Annotated in this window: 18 protein-coding genes; 4 read left to right on the top strand and 14 right to left on the bottom strand. The window is 73.1% G+C overall.

Going from position 1 to position 16,738, the window contains the following annotated elements:
• Nucleotides 1-8 precede the first annotated feature (8 nt).
• Nucleotides 9-2,129 (top strand): hydantoinase/oxoprolinase family protein, encoded by a 2,121-nt coding sequence (locus B0I32_RS22200; RefSeq protein ID WP_106242440.1) that lies wholly within the window; start codon nt 9-11, stop codon nt 2,127-2,129.
• The gene (locus tag B0I32_RS22195; protein ID WP_106242438.1) at nt 2,126-3,808 is read left to right on the top strand and encodes a hydantoinase B/oxoprolinase family protein; all 1,683 of its coding nucleotides are present in this window, start codon (nt 2,126-2,128) and stop codon (nt 3,806-3,808) included. Before B0I32_RS22200 ends, B0I32_RS22195 begins: the two co-directional genes overlap by 4 nt.
• Here B0I32_RS22195 and B0I32_RS22190 read toward each other — a convergent pair.
• The 10 genes from B0I32_RS22190 to B0I32_RS22145 all read right to left on the bottom strand — a co-directional run bounded on the left by B0I32_RS22190 (nt 3,802) and on the right by B0I32_RS22145 (nt 12,720).
• Nucleotides 3,802-4,407: a Uma2 family endonuclease gene (locus B0I32_RS22190; protein ID WP_106242436.1), complete on the bottom strand. Its 606-nt coding sequence runs from the start codon at nt 4,405-4,407 to the stop codon at nt 3,802-3,804. The genes B0I32_RS22195 and B0I32_RS22190 overlap by 7 nt on opposite strands.
• Before the next feature lie 63 nt (nt 4,408-4,470).
• Nucleotides 4,471-5,112 (bottom strand): adenosylcobinamide amidohydrolase, encoded by a 642-nt coding sequence (locus B0I32_RS22185; RefSeq protein WP_106242433.1) that lies wholly within the window; start codon nt 5,110-5,112, stop codon nt 4,471-4,473.
• On the bottom strand, nt 5,109-5,882 hold the full coding sequence (locus B0I32_RS22180) for an ABC transporter ATP-binding protein (protein WP_106242430.1): 774 nt from the start codon (nt 5,880-5,882) through the stop codon (nt 5,109-5,111). Before B0I32_RS22180 ends, B0I32_RS22185 begins: the two co-directional genes overlap by 4 nt.
• Complete coding sequence (locus B0I32_RS22175; protein WP_106242794.1) at nt 5,879-6,838, bottom strand: FecCD family ABC transporter permease; 960 nt, start codon at nt 6,836-6,838, stop codon at nt 5,879-5,881. The genes B0I32_RS22180 and B0I32_RS22175 overlap by 4 nt, the downstream gene beginning before the upstream one ends.
• 76 nt (nt 6,839-6,914) lie before the next feature.
• Nucleotides 6,915-7,895: an ABC transporter substrate-binding protein gene (locus B0I32_RS22170; protein WP_106242427.1), complete on the bottom strand. Its 981-nt coding sequence runs from the start codon at nt 7,893-7,895 to the stop codon at nt 6,915-6,917.
• A gap of 199 nt (nt 7,896-8,094) precedes the next feature.
• On the bottom strand, nt 8,095-8,949 hold the full coding sequence (locus B0I32_RS22165) for a Gfo/Idh/MocA family protein (protein ID WP_106242424.1): 855 nt from the start codon (nt 8,947-8,949) through the stop codon (nt 8,095-8,097).
• A gap of 72 nt (nt 8,950-9,021) precedes the next feature.
• Nucleotides 9,022-9,825: an SDR family NAD(P)-dependent oxidoreductase gene (locus B0I32_RS22160; protein ID WP_181307658.1), complete on the bottom strand. Its 804-nt coding sequence runs from the start codon at nt 9,823-9,825 to the stop codon at nt 9,022-9,024.
• Complete coding sequence (locus B0I32_RS22155; protein ID WP_106242422.1) at nt 9,822-11,015, bottom strand: cytochrome P450; 1,194 nt, start codon at nt 11,013-11,015, stop codon at nt 9,822-9,824. Before B0I32_RS22155 ends, B0I32_RS22160 begins: the two co-directional genes overlap by 4 nt.
• Entirely contained in the window at nt 11,012-11,968 is a 957-nt protein-coding gene (locus B0I32_RS22150) for a phosphotriesterase family protein (protein WP_106242419.1), read from the bottom strand. Before B0I32_RS22150 ends, B0I32_RS22155 begins: the two co-directional genes overlap by 4 nt.
• Nucleotides 11,953-12,720, bottom strand: a complete 768-nt coding sequence (locus B0I32_RS22145; RefSeq protein ID WP_106242416.1) for a phytanoyl-CoA dioxygenase family protein — start codon at nt 12,718-12,720, stop codon at nt 11,953-11,955. Before B0I32_RS22145 ends, B0I32_RS22150 begins: the two co-directional genes overlap by 16 nt.
• A 191-nt stretch (nt 12,721-12,911) precedes the next feature.
• Between B0I32_RS22145 and B0I32_RS22140 the strand changes: the two genes are divergently transcribed.
• Both B0I32_RS22140 and B0I32_RS22135 read left to right on the top strand, forming a co-directional pair.
• Complete coding sequence (locus B0I32_RS22140) at nt 12,912-13,820, top strand: TIGR03621 family F420-dependent LLM class oxidoreductase (protein WP_106242414.1); 909 nt, start codon at nt 12,912-12,914, stop codon at nt 13,818-13,820.
• Nucleotides 13,821-13,857: 37 nt separating this feature from the next.
• On the top strand, nt 13,858-14,439 hold the full coding sequence (locus tag B0I32_RS22135) for a histidine phosphatase family protein (RefSeq protein ID WP_106242411.1): 582 nt from the start codon (nt 13,858-13,860) through the stop codon (nt 14,437-14,439).
• Between the two features lie 51 nt (nt 14,440-14,490).
• On the opposite strand, the gene B0I32_RS22130 is transcribed toward B0I32_RS22135, so the two are convergent.
• Genes B0I32_RS22130 through B0I32_RS22115 form a run of 4 tightly spaced genes read right to left on the bottom strand, consistent with a single transcriptional unit; the run spans nt 14,491 to nt 16,718 of the window.
• On the bottom strand, nt 14,491-14,754 hold the full coding sequence (locus B0I32_RS22130; RefSeq protein WP_181307656.1) for a sigma factor: 264 nt from the start codon (nt 14,752-14,754) through the stop codon (nt 14,491-14,493).
• Nucleotides 14,751-15,638 carry a maleylpyruvate isomerase family mycothiol-dependent enzyme gene (locus B0I32_RS22125; RefSeq protein WP_146178267.1) on the bottom strand — a complete coding sequence of 296 codons (888 nt, stop codon included), beginning with the start codon at nt 15,636-15,638 and terminating at the stop codon, nt 14,751-14,753. The genes B0I32_RS22130 and B0I32_RS22125 overlap by 4 nt, the downstream gene beginning before the upstream one ends.
• Nucleotides 15,639-15,658: 20 nt before the next feature.
• Nucleotides 15,659-16,417 carry a hypothetical protein gene (locus B0I32_RS22120; RefSeq protein WP_181307654.1) on the bottom strand — a complete coding sequence of 253 codons (759 nt, stop codon included), beginning with the start codon at nt 16,415-16,417 and terminating at the stop codon, nt 15,659-15,661.
• A gap of 43 nt (nt 16,418-16,460) precedes the next feature.
• Nucleotides 16,461-16,718, bottom strand: a complete 258-nt coding sequence (locus B0I32_RS22115) for a hypothetical protein (protein ID WP_106242400.1) — start codon at nt 16,716-16,718, stop codon at nt 16,461-16,463.
• Nucleotides 16,719-16,738: the final 20 nt, after the last annotated feature.

Here is a 16,738-nt window from a genome sequence, read left to right as displayed (position 1 = left end):
GTACGTGAATGGGTTACACGATCGGCGTGGACGTCGGCGGTACCTTCACCGACGTTGTCGTTCGGGACACGTCCGGCGCGATCTCCGTGGCCAAATGTCTGAGCACCCACTACGACCCCATCGCGGGGATACTCACCGGCGTTACGCGGGCGCTCGGCGACCGGGACCCGGCGCAGGTCACGCGGGTGGTGCACGCCACGACGCTGGCCACCAACGCGGTGCTCGAACGTACGGGTGTACGTGTCGCCTATGTCACGACTCAGGGCTTTCGGGCGGCCATTCCGCTCGGCCGCTACGCCCGGGTCGAGGAGGACCGCTACGACCTGCGCTTCACCCCGCCCCCTCCGCCCGTGGCGCCCGGCGACTGCTTCGAGGTGGTGGAGCGCGTCTCCGCCCGCGGTGACGTGCTGACCCCGCTCGACCCCGGCTCGGCGCGCCGGGCCGCCGCCGAGATCGCCGCCCGCGGCATCGGCTCGGCCGCGGTGTGCCTGCTGCACGCGTACGCCAACCCGGACCACGAACGGCAGGTGGCCGCGATCCTGCGCGAGCGGATCCCGGACGTGGTGACCTCCTCGGAGATCTGGCCGGAGATCCGCGAGTACGAGCGCGCCACCACCACGATCATGTCCGCCTACATCGGCCCCCTGATGGCCTCCTACCTCACCCGGTTGCGCGAACGGCTCACGGAGCTGGGGATCCGCGCGCCCATCCACGTCATGGAGTCCAGCGGCGGCGTCGTCTCGGCCGAACTGGCCGCCCGGCGGGCCGTCGCCACGATCGAGTCGGGCCCGGCCGCGGGGGTGCTGGCGGCGGCCCCGCTCGCCGCGGCGGCGGGGTTCGCGGACGCGATCTCGTTCGACATGGGCGGCACCACCGCCAAGGCCTGCGTCGTGCGCGGCGGGCGGCCGGAGATCACCCACGAGTTCCACGTCGGCGGCAAGGGCAGCTTCGGCGGGCGCAGGGCGGGCACCGGCGTGCCCGTCAAGACGCCGGCCATCGACCTGGCGGAGGTGGGGGCCGGCGGCGGCAGCGTGGCCTGGCTCGACCCGGCCGGCGCGCTGCGGGTCGGCCCGCGCTCGGCCGGCTCCTCCCCCGGGCCCGCCTGTTACGGCCTGGGCGGCTCCGAGCCGACCGTGACGGACGCGAACCTGGTGCTGGGCTACCTCTCCTCGGCCTCGATCCCGCTGTCGCCCGCGCTGGCGGACAAGGCGCTGGACCGGCTGGCGGGGCCGCTCGGCGTGACGCGCGAGCAGGCCGCGTACGCGGTGCACTCGATCGTCAGCGCCTCCATGGCCTCGGCCGTGCACGTGGTGACGGTGCAGCGGGGCATCGATCCCCGCGGCTTCGCCCTGGTGGCCTTCGGCGGGGCCGGGCCGATGCACGCGGCGCGGGTGGCGGAGCGGTTCGGGATCTCGACGGTGGTGGTGCCGCCGTACTGCGGGGTGGCCTCGGCGGCCGGACTGCCGGCCGGCGAGCTGTGCGCGGACCGCGTCCTGTCCCGTCTGGACGCCCTCGATCCGGCCGCCCTGCTCACCGGCCTGGCCGCGGACGCCGCCGCCGACCTCGGGGTCTCGCTGTCGGCACCGGAGGTGCGGGTGCTGCGGTCGGTGGACGCGCGGTTCAAGGGGCAGTCGCACGATCTGACCGTGGACTGGACGCCCGACCGGCGGGAACTGGAGTCGCGGTTCTTCTCGCGGTACGCGCGGGTGTACGGGATCGAGCAGCGGGGGGAGATCGAGCTGGTGAGCTACCGGGTCCGCGTGACCACCCCGGCCGGCCCGGCGCGACCCGCTCCCGCGCCGCACCCGTCCGGCCCGCCGGGGCTCGCCACAGAGCCCCGTCCGTCAGACGCGCCGCAGCCCCTTCCAGAGTCCGGCTCCTCTGACGCACCGCAACCCGCTCCGAGTCCCCGCCCACCCGGGCCTGGCACGCGCAGGGCGTACTTCCCCGAGTCAGGGGGCTACGCCGAGGTCCCCGTGCACACCAGGGACACCTTCACCGGCCGGCTGCGCGGACCGGCGGTCGTCGAGGACTCCGAGTCCACGATCGTCGTCCCGCCCGGCTGGAGCGCGGCGCTCGCCCCCGGCCTGGCCGTCCACCTCACCAGGAGCGGAGAGATCCGCCGATGACCGATCCCCTGACCGCGGAGGTGCTGCGCAACGCGCTGGTCGTGGCGGCGGAGGAGGCCAGCATCGTGGTGGTGCGCTCGGCGTACTCGACGTTCATCGTGGAGGGCTCCGACGCCTCGGCCGCCGTGCTGGACGCGCGGGGCCGCCTGATCGCCCAGTCCATGGCCACCACGCTGATGAACAGCATGGCGCTCAAGGTCGCGCTGCCCGAGCTGCTCGCGGACTTCCCCCTGGACACGATGCGCCCCGGCGAGGTGTACGCGCTCAACGACGCCTACCGCGGCGGCGTCCACACCAACGACCTGCTCGTCTTCCGCCCCGTCTTCGCCCAGACCGGGGACAGGGCCGGCGACGCGCCCGCCTACTTCACCGCCACCATGATCCACGTCTCCGACCTCGGCGGCCTCTCGGCGGGCGGCATGGCCCCGCTGGCCACCGACATCTTCCTCGAGGGCCTGCAGCTGCCGCCGGTGCGCCTGGCCACCGAGCAGGGGCTCGAACCGGCCGTCGAGGCGATACTGAAGGCCAACAGCCGCACGCCCGACAAGGTGATGGGCGACGTCAGGGCCCTCGTGGCCGGCACGGCCGTGGCCGCCGCCCGGATGGAGGCGCTGATCGCCGAGTACGGCGTGCGCGGCCTGGCCGAAGGCGTGACCGACTACCTCGACCACACCGAGGCCAGGACCCGGGCCGCCCTGGCCGAGCTGCCCGAGGGCAGGTTCGCGGCGGCGTACCCGATCGACGACGACGGGATCGAGCAGGACAGGGCGCACCACGTCCGGGTGGCCGTCACGCTCGGCGGGCGGGCGGCGGTGCTCGACTTCGCCGGCACGGACCCGCAGGTACCGGCGGCGATCAACGCCTCGGCCTCGCAGTCGCTGGCCGCCGCGGTCTTCGCGATCCGCTGCTTCCTCGATCCGGCGATCCCCATGAACGAGGGCTGCCTGCGCGCCATCGACGTGCGCCTGCCGGAGGGCTCCCTGCTCAACGCCCGCTCCCCCTACCCGTGCGGCGGGCGGTACGTGCCCATCTACGCCGCCATGGAGGCCGTCTTCCAGGCCATGTCGGACGCCGTGCCGGAGCGGGCCATCGCGGCCAGCGGGATCCTGCAGCCGTTCTCGATCGCGGCGGTGGGGGCGCCGTACTGGATCCACCTGTCGTACGACTTCGGCGGCGTCGGCGCCCGCAGGGACCTGGACGGGCCGGACGCCACGGGCGTGCACTTCGGCATCGGCCGCAACTCGGTGCCGCAGGTGGAGCCGGTGGAGAGCCGCTGCCCGCTGATCGTGGAGTCGATCGAGACGATCCAGGACTCCGGCGGCCCAGGACGGCGGCGGGGCGGGCTGGGCTCGCGGACGGTCTACCGGTTCCTGGCGGACTGTCACGTCACGACCCGTGGCGACCGGCTGCGCCTGGCGCCTCCCGGGCGGGAGGGCGGGCTGCCGGGGCGGCTGGGCGGCTTCTACCGGCGGCGGCTCGACGGGACGGTCGAGCGGCTGGCGTCCAAGGTGAACAACGTGCGGTTCGCGGCCGGGGAGGCGTTCATCGTGGAGACGACGGGCGGCGGCGGGCTGGGACCGCCGGGGGAACGGGATCCGGAGGCGCTCCTGGCCGACCTCGACGCCGGCCGCGTCTCACCGGAGGGCGCGGGCCGCGACTACGGCGTCAGCTTTCAGTAGTCGGTCAGATCGGCGGGGTCGAAAATGACGGGAAAAGGCTGTGAAAGGCTGACCTTGGCCCCGGCCTCGTGGGCAGTGGGCCCCCGGTAGGAGTCGTCGTCGAGCTCGTGGACGTAGAGCTTCGGCCCTTCGTCGAGCTCCACCCGCCAATAGGCGGGGATGCCCGCCGCGGCGTATGCGGTAGCTTTGATCGCCCTGTCACGGGTTCTCGTGCTCGGGCTGACCACCTCCACCGCCAGGCGCACGTCCTCGGGAGCGAACATGAGCCGCACCGACCTGGCTCTCTCCTTCGGCACCACCACTAGGTCGGGGATATAGAGATCGCTGTCGGAGGCGCGCACGTTGACGGTGGAGTACACCTTCATATGCGGCGGAGCCGCTTGGTGGAGAATCGTCTGCAACAGGAAGATCGCATCCTGGTGCTGGGGGGTCGGGGCAGGGCTCACTAGTAGGCTCCCGTTGAAGAGCTCGTAACGGTTCCCGTCGTCGGGGAACTTGAGCAGGTCGTCGACAGTGAACGGCGGCGCACCGTAGAGAACCGTGCGCCTCGTCGTCGGCTCTTCAGCGGCCGTGCCGGTCTTCGGTTCGATCGTCGCCATTGCGGTCACCCACTCATTATCGGGAGTCTCGCTCTCGCCCACATGCTACTTCCCCGAAAAAACTCACTTTAAGTGACCGGGCCGCCACGCCTCGGCGCCACGGCGCACCGCCGTGTGCACCGCCCGCGCCACGCGGGCGCCCCACTCCGAGCGGGGGCCGCCGAAGACCTCCTGGGGGCCGGTGGCGGGGACGGCCACGCAGACCGCGTCGGACGCCGTCCCAGTACCCGGGAAGCCGGTTTCGATCATGGCTTGGGACTTCGCCTCGGTGACGGTCATCACCGTGTTGACCAGTGCCGCGTCCGTCATGACTACCGGCAGGACGACGACGATGTTGATCGTGCCCACCCTGATCGGGGCCAGCTCGGGATCGGTGTGCCCCTCGGGGGCGGCGGCCCAGGTGGGGACGCGCAGGCCCACGGTGGCGTACGCCTCGGCGCCGCCGTCCGCGGCCCGGACGTACCGGTCGACGGAGGCGGCGGTCATCATCCCGACCCCGTCGCCGCGGGCGGGGCCGAGCGCGGCGAGGTGGTCGGCCGGGTCCATCCGCGCATAGCCGGCCACCACCTGCGCGTTCAGCACCCACTCGCGCGCCCCGATCCCGCCGCCCAGCATCGCCGAGGAGATCATCCGCCAGCCGGGCCCGAACTCCCAGAGCAGCGACCCGAGCCGGGCCCCCTCCTCCGTCCGGTAGGTGAGTTTCACGGTCCTCCTCTGACCAGGTGCACGACGGGCCGCCCGTCGGGCCCCGGCTCGATCTTCACCCGCGCGTCGAAGTGCCGGCCCACGAGGTCCTCGGTCAGCACCTGGGCGGGCTCGCCGGCGGCGGCGGCGCGGCCCTCGGCGAGGAGCAGGAGGCGGTCGGCGTACAGGCCGGCCACGGTGAGGTCGTGCAGGGTGGTGACGACGGTGAGGCCGTCGGCCCGCCGCAGGCGGTCGATCAGCTCCAGGGCCTGCTGCTGGTGCCCGAGGTCGAGCGCGGTGGTGGGCTCGTCGAGCAGCAGCACGGGGGCCTCCTGGGCGAGCGCCCTGGCGAGCACCACGCGCTGCCGTTCGCCGCCGGACAGCTCGCCGGCGCGGCGCATGGCCAGCTCCGTCAGGTCCAGCCGCGCCAGCACCGACTCCGTCACCGACCGGTCGTGCCGGCTCTCGCGTCCCAGGTAGGGGATGTACGGGGTGCGTCCCAGCAGCGCGTAGTCGAAGACCGTCATGTCGGGCGGCAGGGCGGGCGTCTGCGGCGCGTACGCCACCAGCCTGGCCCGTTCGCGCGGCTTGAGCGCGGCGGCCGGCCGCGAGCCGAGCACGACCTCGCCCCGCCGCGCGACCAGCCCCATGACGGCCTTGAGCAGGGTGGACTTGCCGGCCCCGTTGGGCCCGATGACGGCGCACCACTCGCCGCGGCGCACGTCGAGGTCCACGCCCGACAGCACCTCGCGCCGCCCGAGCCGTACCGACAGTCCGTGTGCGCTGATCATGTGGCCGCCCGCCTGGTCACGCGCAGGACGGCGACGAAGAACGGCGCGCCGACGAACATCGTCACCACGCCGATCGGCAGCTCGGCCGGCGCGATCACGGTGCGGGCGACGAGGTCGCCCAGCACCAGGAACGCCGCCCCGCCGATCATCGACAGGGGCAGCACGATCCGGTACGAGCCGCCGGCCAGCCGCCGCACGACGTGCGGGATGACGATGCCGACGAACCCGATCAGCCCGCTGACCGCCACGGCCGCGGCGGTGGCCAGGGAGGCGGCCAGCAGCACGGTGAGGCGTACGCGGGCCGCCCGCACGCCGAGGCTGCCGGCCTCCTCGTCGCCGACGGACAGCACGTCGAGCATCCGCCCGTGCAGCAGGAGCAGCACGGAGGAGACGGCGGCGTACGGCAGGACCAGCCAGAGCTGGTCCCACCCGCCGCCGACGTCGCCGAGGATCCAGGCGTAGACCCGCTGCAGCTCCTCGACCTTGAACTGCTGGATGAACGTCTGGATCGCGGTCAGGAACGACGTGACCGCGACCCCCGCCAGCACGAGCGTGGCCGTGCCGCCGGCCCGCCCGGCGGTGTTGCCCAGCGTGTACGCCAGGAACACGCCCCCCACGGCCCCGAGGAAGGCGGCCACGGGGATGCTGCCCGCCACGGACGGCAGCAGCACGATGGCCGCGGTCGTCGCCAGCCCCGCGCCGGCGGCGGCGCCGAGCAGGTAGGGGTCGGCCAGCGGATTGCGGAAGACGCCCTGGTAGCCGGCGCCCGCCATGGCCAGCAGCCCGCCGACCACGGCGGCGACCAGCACCCTGGGCAGGCGCAGCTCGAACAGCAGCCCCTGCTCGACCGGCGCCAGCCCCGAGTCCACGTGCACGAACGGCAGCCAGTCCGCCATCTGGAGCACGACCTGCCAGGGCGAGATGTCGGCCGCCCCGTCGAGCAGACCGGCGATCATGGAGACGGCCAGCAGGCCCAGGGCGCACACCACCCACAGAGGTCTGGCCCTCGCCGGGCCCGCCTGCCTCACCACGTCAGTTCGCGCCCGCCTTGGCCGCGGCGGTCACGGACGCGCCGATGGACTCGGCGAGTTCGACCACGCGCGGGCCCCACCGGGAGGCGAGGTCGTCGTCGAGCTGGACGACCCGGTCGTTCTTGATCGCGGACAGGTTCTTCCAGCCCGGCCGGGCGGCCAGCGTCTCCTTGCTCTGCTGACAGCACTTGACGTCGGCCAGGAAGATCAGGTCGGGGTCGGCCTGGGCCACGAACTCGGCCGACAGCTTGGGGTAGCCGCCGGCCGCGTCGGGCGCCTCGTCGGCGATGTTGGTCAGGCCGAACATGGCGTAGACCTGGCCGATGAAGGTCTTGGACGTGACGGCGTAGGGGGTCTGGTCGAGTTCGTGGTAGTAGGTGAGCTTGCTGTCCTTGGGGGCCTCGGCGGCCAGCTTGCCCAGGGCGGTCTTCATGCCGGAGACGATCTCGCCGGCCTTGGCCTCGTTGCCGGTGGCGGCGCCGAGCTCGGTGATCTCCTCGTACGCCTCGTCCAGGTTCGTCGCGGCCGGCTGGTGCAGGACGGGCACGTTCAGCTTGCCCAGCTCGGCGACGACCTTGTCGAGGTCGTCGGAGACGACGACCAGGTCGGGCTTCTGGGCGACGATGGCCTCGACGTTCGGCTTGAAGCCGGACAGGGCGGTCTTGGGCGCCTCGGGCGGGTAGTTCGACCGGTCGTCCACGGCGACGACCTGGGGGCCGGCGCCGATGGCGAAGAGCGTCTCGGTGTGGGTGGCCGACAGCGAGACGATCCGCTTCGGCTTCTCGGCGATGGTGACCTTGCCGTTGGCCGCCTCGACGGTGACGGGGAAACCGGCGGCGGGGGCGGCGCTGGAGGGGGCGGCGTTGGCGGAGGTGGCGGGGGGCGCGGACGGGGAGGCTGTGGTGCCGCCGGTCTGGCCACAACCGGCCAGGACGAGCGTTCCCAGCAGCGCGCCCGCGAAGGCCGTGCGTACGGGCCTCACGAGTGGTCCTTTCACACTGTTCGGAACCGAGAGACCCGCGATGAGCGACGGATCACCCTTTTCCACGAGGGTTGATGACGTCAGCGCGGAGGCAGGCGACCTGGCTATGACAGTTGCGGGACAGCGCCGGACTCGCACCGGACTTCGCTGCGCTCTGCGCGTCGGACGTACGCTATCAATTCTCCAGATGCCGCCCGCGTCAAGGGGTGAGTTGAGCCTCCGCCTCGGCGATGATCCGCTGGAGGCGCAGCCCGTGGGCGGCGTCGAGGGCGTGGCCGCCCTGGCGTACGGTCCTGGCGAACTCCTCGGCGATCGTCTCCAGGGGGTCGTCGTCGAAGGGCGGCAGGACGGCGCTGCCGGTGCGGCCGTAGACGGCGATGGTGGACGGGGGCGCCTCGCCGGCGGTGGCCATGCACAGCGACGCCTCGCTGACGGCCCCGCTCTCGTGTTCGAGCAGCAGGCCGGTCCAGCCGAGCGAGCTGCCGTGCGCGCGCACCCCGGTGACCCGGCCGAGCGCGGCGTCCAGCACGTCGATGATGTGCGGGCCGACGTCGAGCAGCGCGCCGCGCTCCAGCCGCCAGGGGGTGGCGAAGGGGTGGTCGCCGAGCAGCACGCCGGAGATGTTGACGGCGTGGCCGCCGAACGGCTCGATCTCGGCGCAGCGGGCCAGGAAGTCGCGGGTCTGCCGGGCGTAGCGCAGGGTGAGCACCATCTGGGAGGGCACGCCCGTCTCGGCGATGACCTCGGCCAGGCGGCGGGCATTGTCGAGGGAGTCGGCCAGCGGCTTCTCCAGCAGCAGGGCCTTGCCGGCGCGGGCGGCGCGGGCGGCGTACTCGGCCTGGACGGCGGGCGGGACGCAGAACGCCACGGCCTCGCAGTGCTCGAACAGCTCCTCGATCCTGGTGAACACGGGCGCGCCGAGTTCGGCGGCGCTCTCGGGGCGCCTGGCCCAGACTCCGGCCAGCCGCGTGTGCGGCCCCTTGGCCAGCATCGGCCCGTGTGCCATCCGCGCCCACGGCCCCGCTCCGACCAGCCCGACCGCCACCGGCTCCATACGTCCTCCTAGATCAGCTCAAAGCCACCATAGGGGACGTTCCGGGAAGAAGGCGTCAGCGGCGTCGACGGGTCATTGACGATCCCGCCACTGCTGGACGGCGTGCTGCGGGCGGTGCGCGAGGGTGCCCGAGTCGAGGACGAGGGTCTGGCCGGTCAGGCAGCGGGACTCCGCGCAGGCCAGGAAGGACACCAGGCCGGCCACGTCCTCGACCGTGCAGGCCCACGGCAGCAGGCGCTCGGCCGCCTTGTCGGCGAGCTGGGCGGGCGTCATCACGCGCCGGGCTGCCTCGGTGAGGACCAGGGCCGGGGCCACCGCGTTGCAGCGGATGCCGCGTGAGCCGTACATCGTGGCCACGTAGCGGGTGAAGCCGATCAGGGCCGCCTTCGAGGCGCCGTACGCGGCGTGCGCGACGTCCCCCACCAGCGCCGACACCGACGAGGTCAGCACGATGGCGCTCCCCTCGCGCATGGCGGGCACCGTGTGCTTGACCATGAGCATGGCCCCGCGCAGGTTGACCTCCATGGTGCGGTCCCAGACGGCCGTGTCGAGGTCCTCCAGGCCGCCGTCGCGGCCGTACACGTCAGGGTCGAGCACGGCGGCGTTGGAGTGCAGCACGTCCACCCGCCCGAACGAGGCCACCAGCCGCGCGACGGCCTCCTCCACCTGCTTCTCGTCGGAGACGTCGCAGGTCAGCGCCATCGCGGTGCCGCCGTGGGCGCGGATGCCGGCGGCGCAGGCGCGGGCGGCGGCCGAGCGCAGGTCGAGCACCCCGACGCAGGCCCCCTCGGCGGCCAGGCGGGCCGCGCAGGCGGCGCCGATGCCGGACCCGGCGCCGGTCACGAGCGCCACGCGCCCGTCGAAGCGCCCGCTCACCACTCCACCGCCAGCGACGACAGGCCACGGCCGACGATGGACCTGCGGTAGGCGACGGCCTGGCCGGGCACCAGCCGCAGACGGGGCAGACGGCGGCCGAGCACCTCCAGCGCGGTGCGCAGTTGCAGCCGGGCGAGCGCGGCACCGACGCAGAAGTGGATGCCGTAGCCGAAGACCAGGTGCTCGGCCGCGTTCGGCCGGTCGATCACGAACCGGTCGGGATCGGGGAAGACGCTCTCGTCGTGGCCGGCCGAGTCGGTGGACAGCAGCACCAGGGCGCCGGCCGGGATGCTCACGCCGTGCAGGTCGATCTTGCGCGCCGCGTACCGGAACGAGCCCAGCGACGCGCCGTCGATGCGCATGCACTCCTCGGAGGCGTTCGCGAGCAGCGCACCCGGCACCGGCCAGACACCCTCCCGCAGCAGCCGCAGCACGGTGTTGCCGAGCTGGTTCGGGACGGTGTCGTTGCCGCCGAGCAGGATCGTGGAGATCAGCTCCACCACCTCGCGGTGGGTCAGCTCCGCGCCGATGAGCGCGGTCATCAGGGAGGTGAAGTCGTCGCGCGGCTCCTTGGCGCGGGCGGCGACCAGCCGGTCCACGTAGTCGAGGTAGTCCAGGAAGCTGCCGGCCAGCTCCAGCTGCCGCTCCGGCGGCTGGGGCGACAGGAACAGCTGGAACCAGTCCTTGACGTGCGCCTGCACGAACGCCTCGTCCGCCTCCGGCACCCCGATGAAGCGGGCGGTCAGCTTGATCGACGGCTCGTGGCCGAGCTCGGTGACGAAGTCCGCCTGCCCGCGCGGCGCCACCCGGTCGAGCAGGTCCTCGTTGAGCCGGCGGAAGCGCTGCTCCAGGGCGGCGACCGCGCGCGGCGTGAACGCCCTGGACACCGACCGGCGCAGCCGGGTGTGGTCCGGCGGGTCCACGTTGGCCACGAAGCTGGACAGGAACGAGCCGTGCTCGCCCAGCTTCTCCCGCGTCTCCCGGGTCAGGCTGCGCGAGATCGTCAGCGAGCCTTCGGAGGAGAAGCTCGCCGGGTCGCCGTACGCGGCCCGCACGTCGGCGTGGCGGGTCAGCACGTACGCGCCGAGGTGCTCGCTCTTGAACACCGGCGACCCGGCGCGCAGCCGCCGCAGGAAGTCGTAGGGGGCGGCGACGTGCCAGTCCGACGTGACGTCGAAGTCCTCGATCATGCGAAGATCCTCCGCGGGTTGCCGACCAGCATCTGGTGGATCTGGTCGTCCGTGACGCCCCGCCGGCGCAGCTCGGGCAGCACGTCGCGGGAGACGTGCAGCAGGTGGTAGCGGGGATGCCGGCGCCGGACCACGTCGGCGTCGAAGCGGTCGTTGAAGCAGTAGGAATCGTGGCCGAGCACCATCCGGCCGGCGTGGCCGCGCGCGCACATCTCCGCCACGATCGCCACCCGGTCCTCGAACGGGCTGATCGTCTCGATGCCGAACCGGTCCATGCCCAGGTACGAGCCGCGCGCGACCAGCTCCTCCAGATAGGCCACGTCGGTCGAGTCGCCGGCGTGCCCGATGACCACCCGGGTCAGGTCCACGCCCAGCGACTCCAGCAGGTCCTGCTGCTCCAGACCGCCCTTGGAGGCGCTGTGGGAGTGGGTGGTGATCGGCGCGCCGGTCTCCAGGTGGGCCTCGGCGACCGCCCTGAACACCCGTTCGCAGCCCTTGGTCATGCCCAGGTGGTCGGAGGCGCACTTGAGCATGGCCGCCTTGACGCCGGTGCGCCCGATGCCCTCGGTGAGGTCGCGGACGAAGAACTCGGCCAGCCGGTCCGGCCCGCCGAACAACGATCCCGGGCCCCGGTTGCCGAAGTAGGGCGGCAGCGCGTCGTAGGTGTAGAGGCCGGTGGCGGCCACGATGTTCACCTCGGTCAGCTCGGACACGCGCTGCACCGCGGGGACGTAACGCCCGAGCCCGACCACGGTGAGGTCCACGATCGTGTCCACGCCCTCGGCCTTGAGCGCGTCGAGCTTGCCCGCCGCCTCGCGGGCCCGCCGTTCCAGGTCCCAGTCCTCGGGGAGGTCCGGCCAGTTCCACAGGATCTCGGGGCTCAGCCCGAAGACGTGCTCGTGCATGAGCGTCGCGCCGAGCTCGGCGACCGGGCCTCTCACGGTTTCGGGCACGGGAACCTCTCGTGCTCGAACGGCTGGTTCACCCGCAGCCCGAGCCCGTCGGTCTGCCGGTAGGGCAGGCCCGTGTAGAGGGCGTCGGCGTCGAAGTAGGTGACGGTGAACGACAGGCGCGGGCGGTCATGGCGGTTGGCGGGGGCGCCGTGCACGGTCAGCGCGTGGTGCACGGTCGCGTCGCCGGCCTTGAGGTCGAGCGGCGGCGACAGCTCCAGCTCCTTGAGCCAGGGGTGCTGGCTGAGCTGGTCGTCGCCGGGCCGGGTGAAGCTGCGGCCGAGCAGGCCGTGACGGTGGGAGCCGCTGTAGAAGCGCAGCGACCCCATGTCGGCCGGCACGTCGGCCAGGGCGAGCCAGACGGTCAGCATGGCCGAGCGGTCCATCGGCATCCAGGGGAAGTCCTGGTGGAACTCGGTCGCGCCGTGCTCCCCCGCCTCCTTGACCAGCAGGTTCGTCACCTGGACGCGGACGGCGCGGACGCCGCGCAGCAGCCGGACGGCGGTGCGGCCCATCCCCGGGCTGAGGGTCAGCGCGCCGAACAGCTCGTCGCTCGCCGCGATGTCCCTGGACTGCCCGAACGCCTGGTCGACCAGCGTCTCGTGGCTCCTGGACCGGGCATCGAGCCGGCGCAGGGCCCGCTCGCGCAGCTCCGCGGCCAGGTCCGGCTCGACCAGCCGGCCGAGCCTGACCCATCCGTGCTCATGGAAGAACGCCGCCTCGTCGTCGCTCGCCTGGCGCACGGGGATCTCCATGGGGCCAGTCTGCACTTAAAGCAAGCGCTTGGTAAGACGCGGGGCGATGATTGTGGTCCGGCCGGCTCGTCGCCGACGTGCTCGGACAGCCGCCCCCACCACGGCGGTCCCCGAATTCCGACGGCATTCCCCCCGCCTCGACCCTGCGGCTAAGATCCAAGCAAGCATTTGGTCCAGCGAAGGGCGCGCCGATGCGGCGGTTCAGGTTCGGGGCGGTCGTACGGGACGCGGCGTCGGCGAAGGAGTGGGCGGACAAGGCCAGGCGGCTGGAGGACACCGGGTTCGACGTGCTGCTCGTCCCCGACCACCTGGTGGGGCCGAGGTTCGCCCCCATCGCCGCCCTGACCGCCGCCGCCTGCGCCACCATCAGGCTGCGGGTCGGCACGCTGGTGTTCGCCAACGACTTCCGCCATCCGGCCGTGCTGGCCAAGGAGACGGCCACGCTCGACGTGCTGTCCGGCGGGCGGCTGGAGGTCGGCATCGGCACCGGGTGGATGGCGGGCGACTACGCGGGGGCCGGGCTGGAGCTGGCCCCGCCGGGCGTCAGGATCGAGCGGCTGCGGGAGGCTCTGGCCGTGCTCAGAGGGCTCTGGGGCGAGGGCCCGTTCGACTTCGCGGGGCGGCACTACCGGATCTCCGGGCTCGACCAGCGGCCCAAGCCCGTGCAGCGGCCGGGCCCGCCGCTGGTGATCGGCGCGGGCGGGGCCAGGATGGTGCGGCTGGCGGCCGAGGAGGCCGACGTGGTGAACATCGGCACGCGGGTGCTGCCGGACGGGAGCGGGCCCGACGCGGCGGACGGCGGGCGGCCCGCGCTGCTGGCCAAGCTCGCCGCCGTACGGGAGGCGGCGGGCGACCGGTACGCGCGGCTGGAGCTGGGCACGAGCGTCATGCAGGCGGGCGAGCGGAAGCCGGAGGAGGCGTGGAGCGCGGCCGACAGCTCCGTCCTGGACGGGACACCCCAGGTGCTCCTGGGCACCCGTCACGACATAGCCGACAAACTCCGCTACTGGCGGGATGAGCACGATATTTCGTATTTCGTGGTGCATCATGAGCGCGACCTGGCCGCGTTCGAGCCCGTCGTCGAGGAGCTGGCCACCTGACGCGACCGCGCGAGCGGCCGTGCCCGATGATGGGACCATGAACGAGATGCTGCTGCTCCGGCACGGTGAGACCGAGTGGAGCAAGGCGGGCAGGCACACGGGCCGTACCGACCTGCCTTTGACGGAGCACGGCGAGGAGCAGGCCAGGGCGCTGGCGCCGCTGGTGAAGGAGCCGTTCGGCCTGGTGCTGGTCTCCCCCGCCCAGCGGGCCAGGCGCACGGCGGAGCTGGCCGGCCTGAGCGGTTACGAGGTGGACCCCGACCTGTGGGAGTGGGACTACGGCGGGTACGAGGGCATCACCACGCCCGACATCCGCGCGGACCGGCCCGGCTGGTACCTGTGGCGCGACGGCGTGATCCCCGGCGACGCCGATCATCCGGGCGAGAGCGCCGCGCAGGTGGCCGCCCGCGCCGACCGGGTGATCGCGCGGGCGCGGGAGGCCGACGGCCGGGTGGCGGTGGTGGCGCACGGCCACTTCCTGCGCGTGCTGGCCGCCCGCTGGCTGGGCCTGGCCCCCGAGGAGGGCAGGCTGCTCAAGCTCGACACCGGCACGTACTCGCGGCTCGGCTTCGAGCACGCCGAACCCGTCCTCACCACCTGGAACGCCCCGGTCGGCTGAGCCGCCGACCGGGCCCGCCACCGACCGGAACGGGCGGGCCGAGCGGGCGCGTCAGCCGACCTTCGCGCGCAGGGCCGACTCGTGCAGGGCCCGGCTCACCAGCCAGCCGCGCAGCGACCCCAGGCCGGGATCGTAGGTCTGCGGGCTCTCCCAGAGCGCGACGAACACGTTCTGGGTGATCTCCTCGGCGGTCGCCTGGCTGCCGGTGACCTTGGCCGCCACCCCGAACACGTACGAGCCGTGCAGGTCGTAGGCCTCGGCCAGGGCGTCGAGGTCGCCGGCCGTCAGCCGTGCGCACAGGTCCATGTCGCTCATCGGTCGCATCCCAGCGTGGCGGCGGCGCGGATCAGGTCACGGGCGAGGGAGGGGTCGCCCTCGGCGGCGTACGGGAACGAGCCCGGCGGCCACCGGTCGGCCAGCAGGCGGCAGAAGCCGACCGCGTCCGCCGAGATGAGCACGGCGACGTGGTCGGAGGCGGGCGAGAGCGGGATCGTCCAGGTGCCGCCGCCCGGGCCGGTGAGCACGATGGTGGCGGAGACGTCACGGCGCGGGCCCTTCATCGCGCGCGGCAGCAGCGCGAGCCCGAACTCGGCGATCATGTGCACGTGCTCGGGACGCGGCGCGGCGCGGGAGCGGTCGGTGGCGGCCCTGATGTCGTCGGCGTGCGTCCAGGTCTCGAACGTGCGCTGGATCATGGCCTGGCGCAGCGGCGCGCGGGCCGGGCGGGCGCCGGCCAGGGAGACCTCCACCCCCATGAGCACTTCGCTGCTGGCGGAGACCCGTTCCAGCAGGGATCCGGCCTGCTCGCGCCAGCGCCGGTGCGGGGACGCGCCCGCGTCGCGGCCCGGCAGGCCCATGAACCCCGCCACGGTCGCGTCGTTGGCGGTCAGGTGCTCGACCAGCCCCCTGACGGTGCCGTGCCGGGCGATCGGGGCCTCCCACTGCGGTGCGCTCAGCTCCGCGAGCAGTTCGTCCATGACGGCGACCTGCTCGGCGTAGGGAGTGGCCACGCCGGCCACGCCCACCGCGGCGGGGCTGCGGCGGCGCCGCGCCATGGACAGCACGGCCGCGCGCAACGCGGGCGGCGGCGCGACGGCCGTGCCGGGCTGGTCGAGCAGGGCGACGGCGGCACCGCAGTCGGGGCATGAGGCGACGTGATCGTCCGGTCGCTGCCCGTTGTAGAGGTATGAGTCTGACATGACCACCTCCGCGGCCGACGCTAGGCCGGCGGTCCTCCCGGAGCCAGGCGGCAACCGGGGAAGGGTGCCAGAAGCGTCTCACGCCAGCGGCCTTCCAGATAGTCGCGAGCCCGTTTTCCCCAGTCCAGCAGCCGGGAGTCGGGCGCCACCTCGTCGTCGAGGCCGAGCGCCGCGTCCCTGGCGCGCTGGGTGGCCAGGTGGTCGTCCAGGGAGACGGCCCACAGGGTGACCACCTCGGTGTCGCAGAAGAGCACCTCGTACAGGCCGGCGAGGGTGTGGCCGTGCTCGGCGAGGACGGGCGCGCGCTCGGTGCGTACGGCGTGCAGGTAGTCGAGGGCGGCGCCGGGGCGTACCCGGGCGCTCTCGAAGAGGTAGAGCTCGGCGGCGGGAGCCGCGGACAGCGGCGGGCAGCCGGGTGCGGCGCCGAGCGGCCGGGAGAAGGCGGAGAAGCGCAGGTCGTCGATGTCGGACAGGAACAGGCGCTGGTCCACGCCCTGGTAGATCTCCATCATCTGCCGCCAGCCGCCGTCCCAGCCGCCGTGGCAGTCCCAGAGGGTGACGGCCTTGAACTGCGGATGGCCGGTGATGCCGACCGCGTAGAAGGCGCCGACGAGGTCGATCTCGCGGGACCTGATGGACATGCCGGAGGTGAGCGACGGCGCGGTGCGCGTCTCGTCCTCGCGCTTGTAGCGGGTCAGCCAGGTGAGGTACTCCAGGGGACGCCTGGAGTTCATCGGCCGGAAGTCGACCTCCTCGATCAGGTGGATCGCGCGCCGCACCACGCCTCCTCTACCAAGCGGTTGCTTGGCCTGAGGATAGCGATCAGGCGGGCGTCTGGGAAGGTTGCGGTCCCCGGCCGGTCAGCCACTCCAGCACCCTGCGGTGCCCGGAGGCGGCGTCCTCGAAGTGGCCCCAGTGCCAGTAGCGGGGCTGGTCGCGCAGGCCGGTCACCCAGGTCCGGTAGGAGACGGTCGCCCCCGCGGTGGCCGGCGCCACGCCGTAGGTGCGGATCACGACCTTGCCGCCCGGCGCGAACAGCACGTCGTCGGCGATCGGATACAGGGTCATCTGGTCGAGCATGACCTGATCCTGACCGCAGG

It is taken from the genome of Nonomuraea fuscirosea (assembly GCF_003001935.1).
GTDB classification, from domain to species: domain Bacteria; phylum Actinomycetota; class Actinomycetes; order Streptosporangiales; family Streptosporangiaceae; genus Nonomuraea; species Nonomuraea fuscirosea.
The sequence above is the reverse complement of the archived record's forward strand: the minus strand, read 5'-3'. Positions and strand labels throughout refer to the sequence as shown.